The organism is Natronorubrum texcoconense (assembly GCF_900100335.1).
Classification (GTDB): domain Archaea; phylum Halobacteriota; class Halobacteria; order Halobacteriales; family Natrialbaceae; genus Natronorubrum; species Natronorubrum texcoconense.
In genome coordinates, this window is the sequence record NZ_FNFE01000003.1 from 303232 (window position 1) to 319898 (window position 16667).

Sequence of the window (16667 nt, forward strand, 5' to 3'; positions counted from 1 at the left end):
TACATTGTGACATCGTCCCATAGGGAGCCTGTTAGGATGTTTAAGGAGTATTATCATGGAAGATCATTAGGTTTATAGGCGCGTTCCTCATGGTTCTGCATACGATGTCCCAAACGGTCGTCCTCGGCGTGATCGGCTCCGACGCCCACGTCGTTGGAATCACAATCTTAGAGCAGGCCTTCAGCGCAGCGGGCTTCGACGTCATCAACCTCGGTGTTCAGACCTCCCAGGAGGAGTTCGCCGAGGCCGCGGTAGACCACGACGCCGAGGCCGTACTGGTCTCCTCGCTCTACGGCCACGCCGAGCAGGACTGTCAGGGATTTCACGAGGTCCTCGACGCGGCGGAGGTCGACGCCGTCACCTACATCGGTGGCAACCTCGCCGTCGGTCAGGACGAATTCGAGCAAACCCGGCGCACGTTCCGGGAGCTCGGCTTCGACCGCGTCTTCGATTCCGAAACCGACCCCGAAGACGCGATCGAGGCGCTCCGACAGGATCTGCAGATTACACCGACCGAGTCGGAACGCGCTACTATCAGTTCCTAGATGATACGAGACGAACGTATTCCCGCTGACGAGCTACGGCGTATCGACGAGGAGATTCGGTCCGACTGGCACACCGGTGCAGACGTCGACTTCGAAGAGGCCATCGAGTACCACGAGTCGCTTCCCGCACACAAGCGGTTCGCGGACGTCCTCGAGTCGGCCGATAAGCCGCTCCTCCAGCCTCGAGCCGGCGTTCCCCGGCTCGACGACCAGATCGAACTCCTTCAGTACCTTCTCGAGGAGGGTCAAGCCGACCTCCTCCCGACGACGATCGACTCGTACACGCGCGACAACGAGTACGAGAAGGCCCAGCAAGGGCTCGAGAAGGCCCGCGAGACGGGCGACGACACGCTCAACGGCTTCCCGGCCGTCAACCACGGCATCGACGGCTGCCGGAGACTGATCGACGAGGTCGACGCCCCGATCGAAGTCCGCCACGGCACGCCGGACGCCCGGCTGCTCGCCGCAATTACGTTCGCGGGCGGCTTCCAGAGCTTCGAGGGGGGTCCGATCTCCTACAACATTCCGTACACGAAACGCCACGGGCTCGAGGAGACCATCGAGAAGTGGCAGTTCGTCGACCGGCTGGCGGGGGCCTACACCGAACGCGGTATTCGGATCAACCGCGAGCCGTTCGGCCCGCTCACCGGAACGCTGGTCCCGCCCTCGATCGCGATCGCGGTGATGTTGGTCGAGGGGAAACTCGCCGCCACGCAGGGCGTGCGCTCGATCACGCTCGGCTACGGACAGGTCGGCAACGTCGTCCAGGACGTCGCCGCCTTACACGCCCTCAAAAAGCTGGGCAACGAGTATCTGCCCGACGAGGTCGTCGTCACGACGGTCTTCCACGAGTGGATGGGGGGCTTCCCGCCGGACGAGGCTCGCGCCAACGGCGTGATCAGCTTCGGCGGCATGACCGCGGCCATCGCACAGCCGGACAAGGTCATCACCAAGTCGCCACAGGAGTTCCAGGGCGTGCCGACGATGGAGGCGAACTCGGCCGGCCTGCGGACGACGCGACAGGTCATCGATATGGCCATCGAGCAGGATATCCAGATCGACGGCATCGAAGAGGAACAGGACCTGATCGAACGCGAGACCCGGTGTCTGATGGACACCATCTTCGAGCACGGCGACGGCGACGTCGTCCAAGGGACGCTCAAGGCCTTCGACTCGGGCGCACTCGACGTCCCCTTCGCACCCAGCGACAGCGCGGCAGGGGCCGTCCTTCCCGCTCGAGACGACGACGGTCGCGTCCGCATCTTCGAGTGGGCCGACCTGGCGATGGACGACGATATCAAGGAGATTCACAAGGCTCGGCTCTCCCAGCGCGCCGCCACGGAGGGCCGCGAACAGTCGTTCCGCATGGTCGCGGACGACGTCGACGCGATCAGCGACGGCAAGCTCATCGGCCGACCACAGGGTGACGTCAAGATATGATGATTACAGGACTGTACGCCACGCCCGGCTACTCCGGGTTCTTTTTCGACGACCAGCGCGCGATCAAGCAGGGTGCCGAACACGACGGCTTCACTTACGAGGGTGTCCCCGTCACCGACGGCTTCGACGAGATTCGCCAGGCGGGCGAGTCGATCATCGTCGACGTCGAACTCGCGGACGGCACCGTCGTCCGCGGCGACTGCGCCGCGGTCCAGTACTCCGGTGCCGGCGGGCGCGATCCGCTGTTTCAGGCCGAGGAGTACGCGCCCGTCATCGAGGTCCCCGTCGCCGACGAACTCAAGGGACGGGACGCGACGGACTTCCTCGAGAACGCCGAGTTGCTCGAGGAGATGGAAGTCGACGGCGACCGTCTCCACACGGCGATCCGATACGGCGTCTCCCAGGCGTTGCTCGCCGCAGCAGCCGAAGCCGACAACACGACCCGCACGGACGTGATGGCCGACGCCTTGGACACCGAACCCGCGAGGGAGCCGGTGCCCGTCTTCGGCCAGTCCGGCGACGACCGCTACAACAACACGGAAAAGATGTTCGTCAAGGGCGTTCCCGTTTTGCCCCACGCGCTCATCAACAGCGCCGAGAAGATCGGCGAAAACGGAGAGACGCTCGTCGAGTACGTCGAGTGGCTCACCGAGCGCTCGCAGGAACTCGGACCCGACGGCTACGAGCCCCGGTTCCACATCGACGTCTACGGCATGATCGGCGAAATCTTCGGGGCACCCTACGACCGCGAGGAAGTCGTCGACTACTTCGCGGACCTCGAGGCGGCCGCCGCGCCGTATCCGATCCAGATCGAGGGACCGATGGACGTCGGCAACCGCGGGAAACAGATCGAGGCGATGGTCGAGCTCCGCGAGGGGCTGGCCGACGCGGGCGTCTCGGTCGATATCGTCGCCGACGAGTGGTGTAACACCTTCGAGGACGTCCAGGCGTTCGTCGACGCCGAAGCCGCCGATCTCGTCCAGATCAAGACGCCCGACCTAGGCGGCATCCACCGCAGCGGGCAGGCGGTCCGCTACTGCGAGGGAACCGACACCCGGGCCTACCTGGGCGGGACCTGCAACGAGACGGAGACCTCCGCACGCGCCTGCGCCCACGTCGCGCTCGCGACGAACGCGGCGCAGGTGCTCGCAAAGCCCGGCATGGGCTTCGACGAGGGTTACATGATCGTCGAGAACGAGATGCGACGGACGATCGCTCGGCGCGAACGCGAAGAGTTAACGACCGACACTGACGAAATTACCGCCGATGACTGACTGGACCGATCCCGAGACATTTGCACAGGCACTCGAGCAGGTCGAGACCAAGGAGAAGGGCAACTGCTTCGAGGACTTCGAGGAGGGGGACGTCATCGAACACGACCCCGGTCTCACGCTCACCCAGTTCGGCAACGAGTCCTGGATGAGCCAGACCCTGAACCACGACCCCGCCTACTGGCGCACCGACGCCGCCGAGGCTCGCGGCTTCGAGGAACCGCCGATCCATCCGGACTACCTCACCGCCGCGACGCTCGGCATCACCGTCGAGGATTTGAGCGAGAAAGGGGGCTACTTCCTCGGACGCACGGACGTGCGGTTCCCCGAGACACCCGTCTACACGGGCACCGAACTCCACGTCGAGAGCGAGGTCGTCAACCGGGCGACCTCGAGTTCCCGACCCGAGTACGGCATCGTCTCCTGGCGCACCCGCGGGAAAGACGCCGAGACGGGCGACGTGCTCTGCTCCTACGAGCGCACGAACATGATCCCGCGTCGCGATCCGGTTGCAACCGACGGGAGCGGCACGACGGCCGCCGAGGACGGCGACGACGGCCCAACCCTCCCCGAGACGTTCGTCGCCCCCGAGGGCGGCTACTTCGAGGATTTTGTCGAGGCCCTCGAGGCGGCAGACGAGAACGCGGCCGTCGCCTACCGCCACGAGCGCGGCCGCACGCAGGACGACGTCACCGTCGCTGCCCTGCCGCTGTCGACGCTCAATACGGCCAAGCAGCACCACAACGTCGATGTGATGAGCGACTCGCCGTCGGGCGACATCGTCACCTACGGCGACGTCACCCGCTCGACCGCGCTGGGCCACGCCCGCTCGGACGAGGAGACCTGGCGCGAGGTCGGCTTCGACGACGAGTCGTTCCACACGTTCGTCGCGGTGGGCGACACCGTCTACGCCTTCACGCGTGTACTCTCCGCAGACGAGGACGCGTCGAGCGACGAAGCGGGAACCGTCCGCTTCCAGCACATCGCGTTCAACCAGAACGACGAACCCGTCTACTCGGGGACGCGCACGGCTGAGATTCGAAAGCGCCCTAACTAACACGATCGAATATCACAAACGACCGCAGCTAAATCCACTCCCATCCACTCACAAACCATGACCGAAGACATCCGACTCTGTCGTACGTTCCAGACCGCACCGGCCGCCGTTCCGAAAGACGACTCGGCGAAATACCTCCGCTCCGGCCTCACCGCCGAGGGGTTCCAGGCTCCCGACTGGCTCGTCCCCGACATGGAAGACGGCACGGCCCCGAACATGAAAGACGAGGGCCTCGAGAATACGATCGAACTCGTCCCAGAACACGAGTTTGCGGGCGAGATCTGGCCTCGCGTCGAGTGGAGCTACGAGGATGCCTCGTTCCGTGACCGTGGTCGCGAACAGATAGACCAACTCGTCGCCGAAATCGGCGACGAGATCGAAGGCGTCGTCGTCCCCAAGGTGGGCCGCCTCGAGGACGTTGAACGCGCCGCCGACGTCGTCGCTGAGGCCGAGGCCGAACACGGCTACGAGGAGGGGTCGATCAAGCTCTCGATTATTATCGAGACCGGCCGCGCCCGATCGGATTTGCGCGAGATTTCGAAGTTTGGCGCTGACTCTCGACTCACCGCACTCGTCTTCGGTCCCGTCGACTACGCGGCCGAACTCGGCGCTCGAGACCTCGGCGACGGTCGTCCGCGCTGGGATGGCCTGCTCGAGGCGCTCTCGAACGAAGCCAGCGCCGGCAACCTGCTCAGTATCGGCGGCCCGTTCGACGATCTGTTCAAGGAACGCGCCGGCTTGACCTACTACAACGCCGACGCCTACGCGGACCAGGTCGAACACGAGGCCCACCTCGGACTCGACGGCTCCTGGTCGCTCTACCCGAAGCAGACGATCCAGGCCAACACGATCCACATGCCGACGCCCGAGGAGCTCGAACGCGACGTGAGCAAGATCGAGCGGTTCAACGAGGCCAAAGCCGAGGGGACCGGCGCGGTCACCCTCGACGGCCAGATGGTCGACGAAGCCACGTTCAAGGTCTTCCGCAACACGGTCCAGCAGGTCCGATCGATCGACGATACCCGACCCGCCCAGACCGAAGAGTACTACGACGAGAGCCTGCTCGAGCGCGCTCGGGAGCTGGACCTCTCCTACCAGTAACCTCGGACCGACCGGGACGGTTTCGAGGCCGGATTTCGCGTTTTCGTGCCGCAACGAACGATCGGAACTCGTTCGGGCGTCGCTGTCCGATCCGCAATCGTCCCGCCGACCCAATCCGAAACTACAAACCGGCGTTTCTCCCAGTAGCCTCCATGGTTCGCTGGAGCCCCCTCGTCGACGTGATCGGCGGACGCGGTCTCGTCGTCGCTCTCGGCGGGCTGTACGTCGCGATCGCAGTCGGCTGGGCGTTCGTGCTGATCGGGAACGCGGTCCCCGCGGGCAGTATCATGCTCGTCTCGCTGCTGATCGGCGTCCCCGCCGTGTTCGTCTGCTACGGTGGCTACCGACTACCTCGGACCGATATCCACCCCGCCTGTTACGATACGATCGCGAGCCGATGTCTCGACGCGCTCGCCGTCATGGTCTCTATCTTGCTCCTGTACCACATCCAGCCCGCAGACAGCCTCGCGGGCTCGTTTCAGACCGTCCTCATTCTAACGGCGCTCAGCACCGCCGCCGGGTTCGCCATCGGAACCAACGATGCACAGGCCAAAACGCGGGCCCGCGAACTCGAGGAAACCGTCGCTCAGCTCCGCGCCTCGAACGAACGGCTCGAGCAATTCGCCTACGCGGCCTCCCACGACCTCCAGGAACCCCTGCGGATGGTCTCGAGTTACCTGCAACTCATCGACCGTCGATACGGCGACGCGCTCGACGAAGACGGCGAGGAGTTTCTCGAGTACGCGGTCGACGGCGCCGATCGGATGCGTGAGATGATCGACGGGCTGCTCGCGTACTCCCGCATCGACACCCAGGGAACGCCGTTCGAACCGGTCGATCTCGAGGACGTCTTCGAGGATCTGCTCGATGACCTCCAACTCAAAATCGAAGACTGCGACGCGGAGGTCACGTTCTCCTCGCTTCCGTCCGTCCACGGGGATCGCGAACAGTTGCGTCAGCTGTTCCAGAATCTCCTCGCCAACGCGCTCGAGTACGGCGGTGACGCCCCGCGGATTCGCGTTACGGCGGAGCGAACCGGCAAACGCTGGACGATCTCGGTTCGAGACGACGGGATCGGAATCTCGCTTGCCGATCAGGAACGGATCTTCGAGGTGTTTCGGCGCCTCCACAGCTACGAGGAACACGCCGGCACCGGCATCGGACTGGCGATCTGCAAGCGAGTCGTCGAACGACACGGTGGCGACATCACGGTCGATTCGGAGCCGGGAGACGGATCAACGTTCTCGGTGACGCTGCCGGCAGCGGCCGAGGCCGAAACGCCGCTGTCGATGTGAGTTCCGCTGGAGACGACAGGAATCGCGCCCCATATTTTGAGCGCGACGACCGGTGGGACTATCGCCGGTCGAGATCAGTCACGGATATGGATGCTCGCGATTCCGAACCCGAACCGTTCAGATACGACGGCGAGGTCGCACCCGGTGAGACGCGCCACATTCGGTACGAAGTGGGCGAGACGTACCTCGGCGACCCCGTCGAAATTCCGGTGACGATCATCAACGGCCACCACGGCGGTCCGACGGTCTTCCTGACGGCTGCGATCCACGGCGACGAACTCAACGGCGTCAAGGTCGTCCAGGAGGTCGCGGACCGATACGACCCGTCGGACATTCACGGCACGCTCGTCTGCCTGCACGTCACCAACGTTCCTGCCTACCACGCCCAGCAGCGATACATCCCGATCTACGATCAGGACCTCAACCGCTCGTTCCCCGGAAAAGCTCGAAGCAACACGGCCGAACGGATGGCCAACCGGATCTACCGGACGTTCATCAGTCAGTGTGACTACGGCATCGACTTCCACACCTCCACGCGCAACCGGACGACGATGTATCACGTCCGGGCGGATCTCGAGGATCCCGAGGTAACCCGACTGGCCCGAGCCTTCGGGGCGAACGTCCGCCTCTACGGCGGCGGCGACGGCGGCTCGCTTCGGTCGACGGCCACCGCGGACGGGATTCCGACGATCACCGTCGAGATGGGACGCGCCCAGCGACTCCAGCCGGCGCTGATCGAGAAGGCCGTCGCCGGCACCGAGAGCGTCCTCGCCGAGTACGACCTGCTCCCGGAACTCGAGCCGACCGAACCGAGCTGGATCACCGAGACCGCGGCCGACAGCACGAAGCAGTGGATCCGGGCCGATACCGGCGGGCTCGTCGAGATGCAGTGGGGTCCCTACCCGCTGGTCCACGAAGGCGAGACCATCTGCACCGTCTCGGATCACTTCAAAACCGAAGAGCACGTCGTCACCGCCCCGTTCACCGGCCTGATCGTCGGCAGCCTCGAGAACCCCGTCGCCCTCCCGGGCCATCCGCTCTGTCACCTCCTCAAGATCGACGCGGAGACGCGAGACGAGATCGAAGCGGAGATCGACGCCGGCGAATTCGACGGCTACCGGGTCTGGAACCAGGACTTCTCGAGCGACGACTGATCGATACGCGCCGAAATCCGGATCGGAGTCGCCGCGCCGAGACGCTCGGCGAGTCGATTACTGCTCGACGACGACCATAACCGCGTCTGAATCCGCGCCGGTATCGACTTCGACCGGGAACTCCTCGGTGTCGCCCGCCGGGTGGCCCGCCTGGAACGTCAGCGTGAGGTTCGCCGATTCGCCGGCCTCGAGCGTCAGCATCTGGCTGTCCTCGACCGCCGGATCGTGGCCGACGATGAGCACTACGTCGGTGGTCCCGGTTTCGTCGCCGACGTTCTGGATCGTTGTGTTCACCTCGAGCGTCTCGCCGCCGCCGACGGGCGAGTTGGTGCTGATACTCGCTACGTGGAACGTCGCCGGCGTCGGTTCTGCTTCGGATTCGACGACGACCATCTCCGACGCCGAGTCCGCGCCGGTGTCGACGACAACCGGGAACTCCTCGACATCGCCCGCCGGCTGTCCGGCCTGGAACGTGAGCGTGAGGTTGGCGGACTCGCCAGCATCGAGCGTCAGCATCTCGCTGTCCTCGACTACTGGATCGTGGCCAACGACGAGTTCGATATCGGTGGTTCCAGTTTCGTCTCCGACGTTCTCGATCGTGGTATCGACCTCGAGAAGTTCCCCGCCGCCGACCGGCGAGTTCGTCGACATCTCCGCCACCTCGAACGTCGCGGGCGTCGGCTCCCTGGACTCGACGGCGACCGTCTCGGAGGCCGTGTCCGCGCCGGTGTCGACCACCACCGGGAACTCCTCGACATCACCCGCCGGTTCGCCGGCTTCGAACAGCAGCGTGATCTCGGTCGATTCGCCGGGATCGAGGGTCAGCATCCGGCTGTCTTCGATCACGGGGTCGTGGCCGACGACGAGGTCGACGTCGGTGGTCCCGGTTTCGTCGCCGATATTGTGAATCGTCGCGGTGACCTCGAGCGTCTCCCCGCCGCCGATCGGGGAGTTCGTCGCCATCTCAGCTACGTTGAACGTCGCCGGGACGTCTTCGGCTTCGTGGTCGAGCACCCACGAATCCGGTCGCAACAGCAGGTTGTCCTCGGTGACCACCCAGCAGGTGATCGCGCAGGTGTGACAGCCCACGCCGTCGTCGACCGACAGCGTCGCCGTTCCGGAGCCGTCCGCATCACCGAACTCGAGGACGACGTCCGCCTGACTGAGCCACCAGACGGTCCGCGCGGGATCGCTGTCGGGCGAGGAGACGTCGACGTCGATCTCGAACGGCTCGTTGCGGCCGACCGCGAGCGTCTCGCCGGGGTCCGGATCCGAACTCGCGACGGACGGCGGCGCCGCGCCGTCGGACGTGACGTGGACGGTCCACCGTATTTCGTCCGCCCCCTCGTAGTCCGGATCGTCCCGGTTCCCCGTTTCGGGGTCGTAGAAGACGAAAGCGGTGACCTCGTAGGTGCCACTCGAGTCGAACGTTTCGGTGAAGTACGCCGCGCCGTACTGCTCGACGTACTGCAGGTAGTCCTGGGTTCGCATGTCGTAGTGCGCGTCGTACCGGGCACGCTCGCCGTCGATCTGCCACTCTACGTCCCAGTTCGCATCCGGATTCTCGATGTCGGCTTCGAACAGGAGTTCGGCCCCCGGTTGGACGGTGCGTTCGCGATCGACGTCCTGTACGCTGCCACGGAGCGTGTTCCCACCGACGGCACTCGCGCCTAGAACGCCACTGCCGACGGCGCCACCTGCTGCGACTCCCTTGAGAAGCGTTCGCCGTTTCATCTGGTCCCCACTCATACGTGACCCTGCGTCCGTCCAGTTTGAGAAAGGCGGAGATTCTTGCAGCCGACAATCTATTGTTACAGCAGAATACCAGTTCTGAGCGGAGAGTCAGCATACGTAGTCGCTCCTGTCGCCGTCGGATCGCGAAATCCCCAATCAGACCGGTTTCTCCAGCCGTCGTGATCGTTCTCACTCGAGTGAGAAGCGATCTACAGCGATGGGAGTGGGCTTGGAGTGGACGTTTGGTCGTGGACACGACGGAAACGCGGGGGGATGGGATTGTGAACTACGCCCGAGAACCTGCGACTGCGGCGCAGAACCTCGGTCTAGTTCAAATCCCATCGTATCCGCTCTGCTCCTCACGTGTTGTTCGTCGCAGAAGCGGTGGGGATGGGATTTGAACCCATGAGGCTTGAAGGCCACCTGCTCTCAAGGCAGGCGCGTTAGGCCGCTCTGCCACCCCACCTCACCTTCGCCTTTTCCGTCCGTTCAAAAAGGGTTGTCGGTTACGCTCGCTCGAGCGATCCGCCCGCTCCGATCCGAAGTCCCAGTTCGTCCACCACAGCGGCCGTCGCCTCGGCGCCCGGCTTTTCGGCGAGTCGCTGCGCCTCGAGCAACGCGATCGTCGACCGAAGCCCCGCAGGGGTCGCGACGGTCGGCCGTATCGGCGCGAAACCGACGTCGAGTCCGGCCTCGCGGGCACGTTCGGCCAGCGTCGCCACCTCGGGCGCGGCGTACGCGTCGCCGAAGTCGATCGGCTCGCCGAAGGCTGCGAGATAGGTTCGTCCCTCCGAAGACGGTCCGAGGACGACGTCGTGGCGACGGGTCGACATCGCGGCGCCGTCGATGTGCGTGCGGCCGACGAGGGGCACTGTCGGCTCGAGCACGCCGACGCTTCCGGCCTCCTCGCGCTCTAGAAGATGCGTGACCGTGTTGCCGACTCTGGCCGTTCGACTCGAGCCGACCTGGCGTTCGAATCGGACGTCCCCGTCCGTGCCGTCGGTGTCCTCGGTAAACTCACCCAACGCGCTGGCGGTCAGCCCGCGGACCTCGTTCTCCGGGTCGCCGCCGTCGAACTCGTCGGGAAGCGTCTCCGCGTCGCGGTAGTTGACTAGCAGTTCGCCCCCGCTCGAGGCGACCGCCCGGAGCACGTCGACGACGGCGGCCTCGTAGAGGCCGCACGCCTCGGCGTCCGAGAGCGGCGTTCGATCGACGAGCGACGACAGGACGAGCCCCTCGCGGGGCGGATCGACCGGAACGACGACCTTCATGCCCAGTTCTCGGTGATGGCCGGCCTTGAACGCGGCGCTTCCGGCGGCGGTCTCGCCGTGGGATACGCCCCCCGAGTCACGAGGTCCGCCCGAGCATCCACCTGACGTCGGACGAATTATAATGATGGACCGTCAGGAGTTCCGTATGGACGATCAAACCGTAACCCGATCGGTTCCGCGCTCGGTCGGACTGCTCGGAACGCTCTCTATCGCCGCGCTCGTCGCGCTCGGACTCTGGGGATTCGCGGACAGCTACCTGATCGAATCCGGCGACTACTTCGCGCCGACGGTCGCCGTGTTCATCGCGACCGTCGTCTTCATCGGCGCGCTGGTCGTCCTCGGCGCGCGCTCGAAGCAGTGGCTCGAGGGCCCGTACTGGTAGTCTCGCGGTCGATCACCGATCTCGCTGCCCCTTCGTCTGGCGATAATCCGACGCCATCAGATCGACGAACGCCTCGAGCCACGCCTGGGTCTGTGCATCGGTCTGGTTGCGCGGGTCCACCATCGGGACGAGTTCGAACCCGCGACCCCGAATTCGCGTCGCGTGATCGGCCGGAAGCGAGAGGTCGTCGGCCGGCGTCGTCGTGTACTCGACGCCGATCTCCGTCAGGGCTCGCTCGCCGACCGGAATGAGGATCTCGGGGTTGATCATCCGAATCTCGGCGGTGAGGTAGGGGTCGCAGTTGCCGATCTCTTCGTCAGTCGGCGGGCGTTCCGGATCGCGACACCGCGTCAGATTCGTCAGGTAGACGTTCTCGAGGACGGGGTCGTCCGCTGGCGAGGTCGAATCGCAGAGGCCGAGTCGCTCGAGCAGCCGACGGAGGCTGGTTCCCGATTCCGATTCCGCGTCCGGGGCGTCGTCGGTCGCCGAGGGCTCGGGGCTCGCAAAGGGCACGCCCAGTTCGTCGGCGCTCGCGGTCGGTCGCTCGCCGACGAACAGGAAGTCCGCCGCGACGTCGCCGTAGCCGTGGACGACCTGCGTCCGCGTCTCACAGAGCGCCGGACAGTTTCGGCACTCCTCGTCCATCCCGTACGGGTTCGCTCGAGATCGTTGATTCGCGTCCACACTCGCGTTTCGAAGGGGGAAACTAAAAGCGACGCGCCTGGTGAGTGCGTGCCCCACGTCGATCGAGAGCGAGGGGGAGCTCTCTCGGGAGTCCTGATACACCGAAAACACGCGACAAAAAACCGGACTGCGACGGGGGCTGCGTTACCCGGGGAACCGCTCGAGGTCGATTACGACTGGGACTGTGCGGCCTGAATCCAGTCGGTCGCACGGACCTGCGAGATCTCAGCGGCCTCAGCGACGGCGTTCGCTTGCGCCCGGGAGAGGTCAGCGAGGGTCTCGATGCCCGCTTCGGCGAGACGGTCGGCGTACGTCTGCCCGACGCCTTCGAGCGTCTGCAGGTTCTGGACCGCAGCGTCGGCGCCCTGCTCGGTCGCGGTCTCGATCGCGTCGGTCGTCTCGACGGCGAGCTCTTCTGTCGCGTCGGCGGCTTCGTCGACGACCTCTTGAGTGCTCTCTTGGGTCGTCTCGGCAACCGATTCGGCCTGCTGCTGGGTCGTCTGCATAGTCGCTTCGGTCCCCTGCTGGATGGTGTCGGCGACCTCCTCGGTTTGCTGTTGGACGGTCTCGGCGGTCTCCTCGGCTCGTCGAACGCCGTCGACGGTCTGCTGTTCGGTCTCCTGGTGGGCCTCGAGGAGCGATTCGACCGACTCCGTCAGCACCTGCTGTTGCTGGTCGGTGAGCTCCGACATCGCGTCGACGAACTCCATCTCGAACTCGTCCCAGACTTCGTCCTGGCGCTGTTCGAACTCCTCGAACTGCCGATCGACGGTCGACCGCACGTCAGAGCCGCTTCCGTCGAACGCCGTCTCCATCGCGTCGAACTGTGCGTGAAGCAGCTGCTGGAACAGCTCGGCGCTCTGCTCGAATCCGTCGTTTAGCAGCCGTTGGGTCTGTTTCGTTCCCTCCTCGAACTGTCGATCGATCGTCGAACGAACGTCGCGCCCGCTCTCGTCGAGGGAAGACTCGAGGGCTTCGAACTGTGCGTCGAAGAGTTGACGGACGAGTTCGGTTCCCTGTCGCTGAGCGCTTCGTTGGGCAGCGAAGCCGTTGCGCAGGAACGACTCGACGGCGTTCTCCTGAAACTCGAGTCCCTGCTGGACGAACTGTTGGCTCTGTTTGATCGACTGGCGCTGTAGTTCGAACGTGGCTTCGATTGGTGTGGTTGCGTTGGTCATAGTTGGTGACGGGACGAGCGACGAGGCACGGATGCTTCGCCCCTATTTCCTAGCTAACCGAACGGGCCAGAGACGGATAACGGCTGCCCCTGAATGGTTTTAGAGACCATTTGATACCACAGGTTGGTGTAGACTCTCGGCTCACTGCAGGCAGCGGGTTTCAGTCTCGACTGTCAGTCCGTCGCAATTACAGCCGTGAAATCGATCGTATACACCGAAGTCGACGTCGGCGTACCGCCTGAGACTGCTGGTAGCGTTACCGGACGGCCGTTGAGTCAGCTAAGCGGGTTCTGCGGGCATGCTCGTAATCCGGCTTCTCAGCGCTCGAGTCCGCCTCGTTCGGTGACCTCGAGAATGAACTTGACGTTGCGGACGATCTCTTCGGGCGTCGTCTCCTCGTCCGCGTCGTAGAGGTCGCTCGTTCGGTAGAGAATGTTCGCGAGTTGTTTGCTCTCGCTGGAGTCGCTTCGGATCTCGTCGGCGACCTCGCGGAGGAACGCGACCCGTTCGGGGTCTGAATCGAACGCCGTCTCCGTATCGGGATCGCTGCCGTCGTCTCCGCCGGCACTCCCGTCTTTGCCGTCAGTGGTCATCGGTCCGGAGAGGCGGCCTCGCTGCGTCTGGTCTGGGAGACGCCGCGTCGGTGGACGATCCCGGTGTTGTTCGCGACGTTCTCGGTGATCGTTCGGAACGCGTCGCCGGTGGCCGACTCGTCGGAGAGGACGGTCGGCTGACCCCCGTCGCCGCTCTCGCGGACGGCGGGGTCGAGGGGGATCGAACCTAAAAACGGCATCTCGTGTTCGTCGGCGAACTCCCGGCCGCCGCCGGAGCCGAAGATGTCGTGTTCGCCGCCGCAGTCGGGGCAGGCGAACGTCGACATGTTCTCGGCGATGCCCAGCACGACGGTGTCGTGTTTGGCGAACATCTCGAGGCCCTTGCGGGCGTCGTCGAGCGCGACGTCCTGCGGGGTCGTGACGATGACAGCGCCAGTGACTGGCATCGTCTGAAGCATCGTCAGCTGCGTGTCGCCGGTCCCCGGCGGCAGGTCGATGACGAGGTAATCGAGGTGACCCCACTCGACGTCCTCCGTCAGCTGGGTGATAACCTTGTGGACCATCGGACCGCGCCAGATGACCGGATCGTCCTCGCCCGTGAGGAAGGCCATGCTCATCAGCTTCACGCCGTACTTTTCGGGCGGCACGAGCGTCTCTTCCTCGGTCGCCATCGGCGGCTCGTCGGCGTCGACCATCCGGGGCACGTTCGGCCCGTAGACGTCGGCGTCGAAGAGGCCGACCTGCGCACCCAGTTGCGAGAGCCCGGCGGCGAGGTTGACCGCGACCGTCGATTTGCCGACCCCACCCTTCCCGGAGGAGACGGCGATGACGTTCTTGACGTTCGGGAGGACCTGCTCCTCGGTGACGAAATCGTCGCGGTCGGGAATGCTCGCCGAGAGATCCGGCTCGAGCCCGTCATCGAGAAGCAGTTCGCGGATCTCGGCTGCCACGTCGCTCTCGGTCGGCGAGTACGGTGCACCCAGCGCGAGATCGATATCGACCCGGTCGCCGTCGACGCTGATGTCGTTGACGAGTCCGAGCGAGACGATATCGTCGCCGAGTTCCGGATCCTCGACCGTCCGGAGGCGGTCGCGAACGGCGTCTTCGTCCATGTCCGAAGGTGGAACCGGCCGTCGAAAAGGGTTGTGTTCCCACCTTTTTTCTTCGAGATGCCGAGAAACCGACGGTTTCTCGCAGCACGAAACGGCGGAGCCGTTTCGAACGACCTCCCTCGCTACGCTCGGTCGAACCACTCGAAAAAATGTAGACTACAAAAGCCGCTCGCTCCCGTCGGTCGCTCGCGGGTGCGACGGTCCCAGATTACACCTACTCACGCGTTGAAGTCGAACCGCGGCCCGCCGTAGGTCGGCGGATCGGGATCGAGTTCGACCCCTTGCTCGTAGCGCACGAAGTTGAGGTAAAAGGGCCGGCCACAGCCCTCGACCGATTCGCCCTCGAGGTCGGTGACGGGACCGTCTTCGCCGCAGAGAAATTCGATCCCGTCGGCGGATTCGCGGTCCGAGTCGTCGGGATCCGCGTACTCCCAGCCCGGTTGCGGGATCGTGGTTACCGACCGATCCGCGAGATCCGGCGGGCGCTCGAGGCTCACGACGGCGTTACAGTAGGGACAGGTGTAGCGGACGGTGACGGTCATCGGCTGGATATAGGCGACTCGAGGACGTAAGCCTGCGGGACGCTGCATCCGTACCGTCGCTGCCGTGTCCGAACCGTTTACCCACCCGCCGTCCCACGACCTACTATGACCGAGTTCGACCCCGAGAAGTTCGAGGAGAAGTACGTCTACTATTTCGAGGAACTCGAGGAGGCTTACTCCAACGCCTACAACCAGCTTCACGGCCGGTACGACTCCACGGTGCTCAAAGCGATCGACCGGAAGGTGCTGAGCGAGAGCGAGCCGTTCTATGAGGGAAGCGGTGAGTTCCGGGTCGAGATACCGGACGATGTCGAGGAACGCGTCGGCGCGGTCGCCGACCACGAGCAGTTCGACGTCGTCCTCGAGGAACTCGTCGAGCGAATAGAGCGCGAACTCGAGCGGATCTTCGGCGTCGAATCGGGCGACTGAGTCCGGTTTCGGTGGCTGGATCCACCCGGAACACCTTTGCCGCTGACGGGAATCTGTGCAGGTATGATCGACGAGACGGTCGAGGAGATTCAGGAGATGCAGAGTCACAGCTCCTCGGTGGTTGCCGTGCGCGCGACGCGGGCCCTCGAAGAGTTGATCGACCGGGAGTTCGCCACCGTCGAGGAGTACGTGCGATCGCTCGAGCGCAACGGCTCCGTGCTCCGGCGAGCCAACCACTCACACGCCTCGCTGCAGAACGCGGTTCGGGCCGTCGTCGACGACGTCACCGACGCCGATCCCGAGAGCGTCGAGGAGGCGAAGCGACTCACCCAGGAGCGGATCGACGCGGTCGTCTCGCGGGTCGAGTCCGGTAAACGGCTGGCGGCCGAAAACGCCGCCGAGATTCTCGACGACGGCGCGACGCTGCTGACGCACGACTACTCCTCGACGGTGCTCGAGGCCCTCGAGCGGGCGACCGAGGCGGGCAAGCGCTTCGACGTCTACATCACGGAGGCGCGGCCCCGCTACATCGGCCGCAAGACGGCCCGGACGCTCGCCGAGATGGACGGCGTCGACGCCACGCTGATCACGGACAGCGCACACGGCGTCTACCTCGAGGACTGCGACCGCGTCGTCGTCGGCATGGACTGTATCGTCGACGACACGCTGTACAACCGCGTGGGGACGTTCCCGATCGCCGCCACGGCCGCCCAACTCGACGTGCCGGTGACCGTGCTCGGATCGGCGTCGAAGATCGTCAGCGAGGGGTTCGTCTTCGAAAACGAGTTCCGAACCGGCAGCGAGGTGATGCCGGAACCCGCCGAGGGCTTCGCCGTCGAGAATCCGAACTACGACGCAACGCCGGTCGAGTTACTCGAGAGCGTCGTCACGGACGAGGGCCCCCGGGAGTTCTGACGC

Annotated in this window: 17 protein-coding genes and 1 tRNA gene; 10 read left to right on the forward strand and 8 right to left on the reverse strand. The window is 64.9% G+C overall.

Translation table 11 applies throughout. The annotated features are described in order from the left end of the window. Window positions 1-89 precede the first annotated feature (89 nt). The 7 genes from glmS (at window position 90) to BLT08_RS12010 (ending at window position 7863) form a co-directional block, all read left to right on the forward strand. On the forward strand, window positions 90-545 hold the full coding sequence (gene glmS, locus BLT08_RS11980) for a methylaspartate mutase subunit S (protein ID WP_090307115.1): 456 nt from the start codon (window positions 90-92) through the stop codon (window positions 543-545). Continuing rightward, window positions 546-1985, forward strand: coding sequence for a methylaspartate mutase subunit E (locus BLT08_RS11985; protein ID WP_090307118.1), 1440 nt, complete (start codon window positions 546-548; stop codon window positions 1983-1985). Continuing rightward, window positions 1982-3259, forward strand: a complete 1278-nt coding sequence (locus BLT08_RS11990; RefSeq protein WP_090307121.1) for a methylaspartate ammonia-lyase — start codon at window positions 1982-1984, stop codon at window positions 3257-3259. Before BLT08_RS11985 ends, BLT08_RS11990 begins: the two co-directional genes overlap by 4 nt. After that, on the forward strand, window positions 3252-4313 hold the full coding sequence (gene mch / locus BLT08_RS11995; protein ID WP_090307127.1) for a 2-methylfumaryl-CoA hydratase: 1062 nt from the start codon (window positions 3252-3254) through the stop codon (window positions 4311-4313). Before BLT08_RS11990 ends, mch begins: the two co-directional genes overlap by 8 nt. 57 nt (window positions 4314-4370) lie before the next feature. Beyond that, entirely contained in the window at window positions 4371-5414 is a 1044-nt protein-coding gene (gene citE, locus BLT08_RS12000; protein ID WP_090307130.1) for an L-malyl-CoA/beta-methylmalyl-CoA lyase, read from the forward strand. Between the two features lie 152 nt (window positions 5415-5566). Next, on the forward strand, window positions 5567-6709 hold the full coding sequence (locus BLT08_RS12005) for an ATP-binding protein (RefSeq protein WP_090307133.1): 1143 nt from the start codon (window positions 5567-5569) through the stop codon (window positions 6707-6709). An 86-nt stretch (window positions 6710-6795) separates the two neighbouring features. After that, complete coding sequence (locus BLT08_RS12010; RefSeq protein ID WP_090307136.1) at window positions 6796-7863, forward strand: succinylglutamate desuccinylase/aspartoacylase family protein; 1068 nt, start codon at window positions 6796-6798, stop codon at window positions 7861-7863. Between the two features lie 57 nt (window positions 7864-7920). Here the strand turns inward: BLT08_RS12010 and BLT08_RS12015 are convergent, their stop codons facing one another. The 3 genes from BLT08_RS12015 to BLT08_RS12025 all read right to left on the reverse strand — a co-directional run bounded on the left by BLT08_RS12015 (window position 7921) and on the right by BLT08_RS12025 (window position 10868). Continuing rightward, entirely contained in the window at window positions 7921-9612 is a 1692-nt protein-coding gene (locus BLT08_RS12015; RefSeq protein WP_175529293.1) for a COG1361 family protein, read from the reverse strand. Between the two features lie 367 nt (window positions 9613-9979). After that, window positions 9980-10063: transfer RNA gene (locus tag BLT08_RS12020), tRNA-Ser, on the reverse strand. A gap of 40 nt (window positions 10064-10103) precedes the next feature. Beyond that, entirely contained in the window at window positions 10104-10868 is a 765-nt protein-coding gene (locus BLT08_RS12025; protein WP_175529294.1) for a hypothetical protein, read from the reverse strand. A 145-nt stretch (window positions 10869-11013) separates the two neighbouring features. On the opposite strand from BLT08_RS12025, the gene BLT08_RS12030 reads away from it, so the two are divergent. After that, on the forward strand, window positions 11014-11250 hold the full coding sequence (locus BLT08_RS12030) for a hypothetical protein (RefSeq protein ID WP_175529295.1): 237 nt from the start codon (window positions 11014-11016) through the stop codon (window positions 11248-11250). Window positions 11251-11262: 12 nt separating this feature from the next. Here the strand turns inward: BLT08_RS12030 and BLT08_RS12035 are convergent, their stop codons facing one another. The 5 genes from BLT08_RS12035 to BLT08_RS12055 form a co-directional block, all read right to left on the reverse strand. After that, entirely contained in the window at window positions 11263-11934 is a 672-nt protein-coding gene (locus BLT08_RS12035; RefSeq protein ID WP_245724206.1) for a uracil-DNA glycosylase, read from the reverse strand. A gap of 170 nt (window positions 11935-12104) precedes the next feature. Continuing rightward, window positions 12105-13112, reverse strand: coding sequence for a helix-hairpin-helix domain-containing protein (locus tag BLT08_RS12040; RefSeq protein ID WP_090307150.1), 1008 nt, complete (start codon window positions 13110-13112; stop codon window positions 12105-12107). 317 nt (window positions 13113-13429) lie between these two features. After that, the gene (locus tag BLT08_RS12045; RefSeq protein ID WP_090307154.1) at window positions 13430-13705 is read right to left on the reverse strand and encodes a DUF7976 family protein; all 276 of its coding nucleotides are present in this window, start codon (window positions 13703-13705) and stop codon (window positions 13430-13432) included. Further along, window positions 13702-14778 carry an Mrp/NBP35 family ATP-binding protein gene (locus BLT08_RS12050; protein ID WP_090307157.1) on the reverse strand — a complete coding sequence of 359 codons (1077 nt, stop codon included), beginning with the start codon at window positions 14776-14778 and terminating at the stop codon, window positions 13702-13704. The genes BLT08_RS12045 and BLT08_RS12050 overlap by 4 nt, the downstream gene beginning before the upstream one ends. A gap of 218 nt (window positions 14779-14996) precedes the next feature. Then, window positions 14997-15320: a DUF7969 family protein gene (locus BLT08_RS12055; protein WP_090307159.1), complete on the reverse strand. Its 324-nt coding sequence runs from the start codon at window positions 15318-15320 to the stop codon at window positions 14997-14999. A gap of 105 nt (window positions 15321-15425) precedes the next feature. Between BLT08_RS12055 and BLT08_RS12060 the strand changes: the two genes are divergently transcribed. Together BLT08_RS12060 and BLT08_RS12065 are read left to right on the forward strand one after the other, a co-directional pair. Continuing rightward, window positions 15426-15749: a DUF5783 family protein gene (locus BLT08_RS12060; protein ID WP_090307162.1), complete on the forward strand. Its 324-nt coding sequence runs from the start codon at window positions 15426-15428 to the stop codon at window positions 15747-15749. 63 nt (window positions 15750-15812) lie between these two features. Next, window positions 15813-16664 (forward strand): eIF2B alpha/beta/delta subunit family protein, encoded by an 852-nt coding sequence (locus BLT08_RS12065; protein WP_090307166.1) that lies wholly within the window; start codon window positions 15813-15815, stop codon window positions 16662-16664. The last annotated feature ends 3 nt before the right edge of the window (window positions 16665-16667 follow it).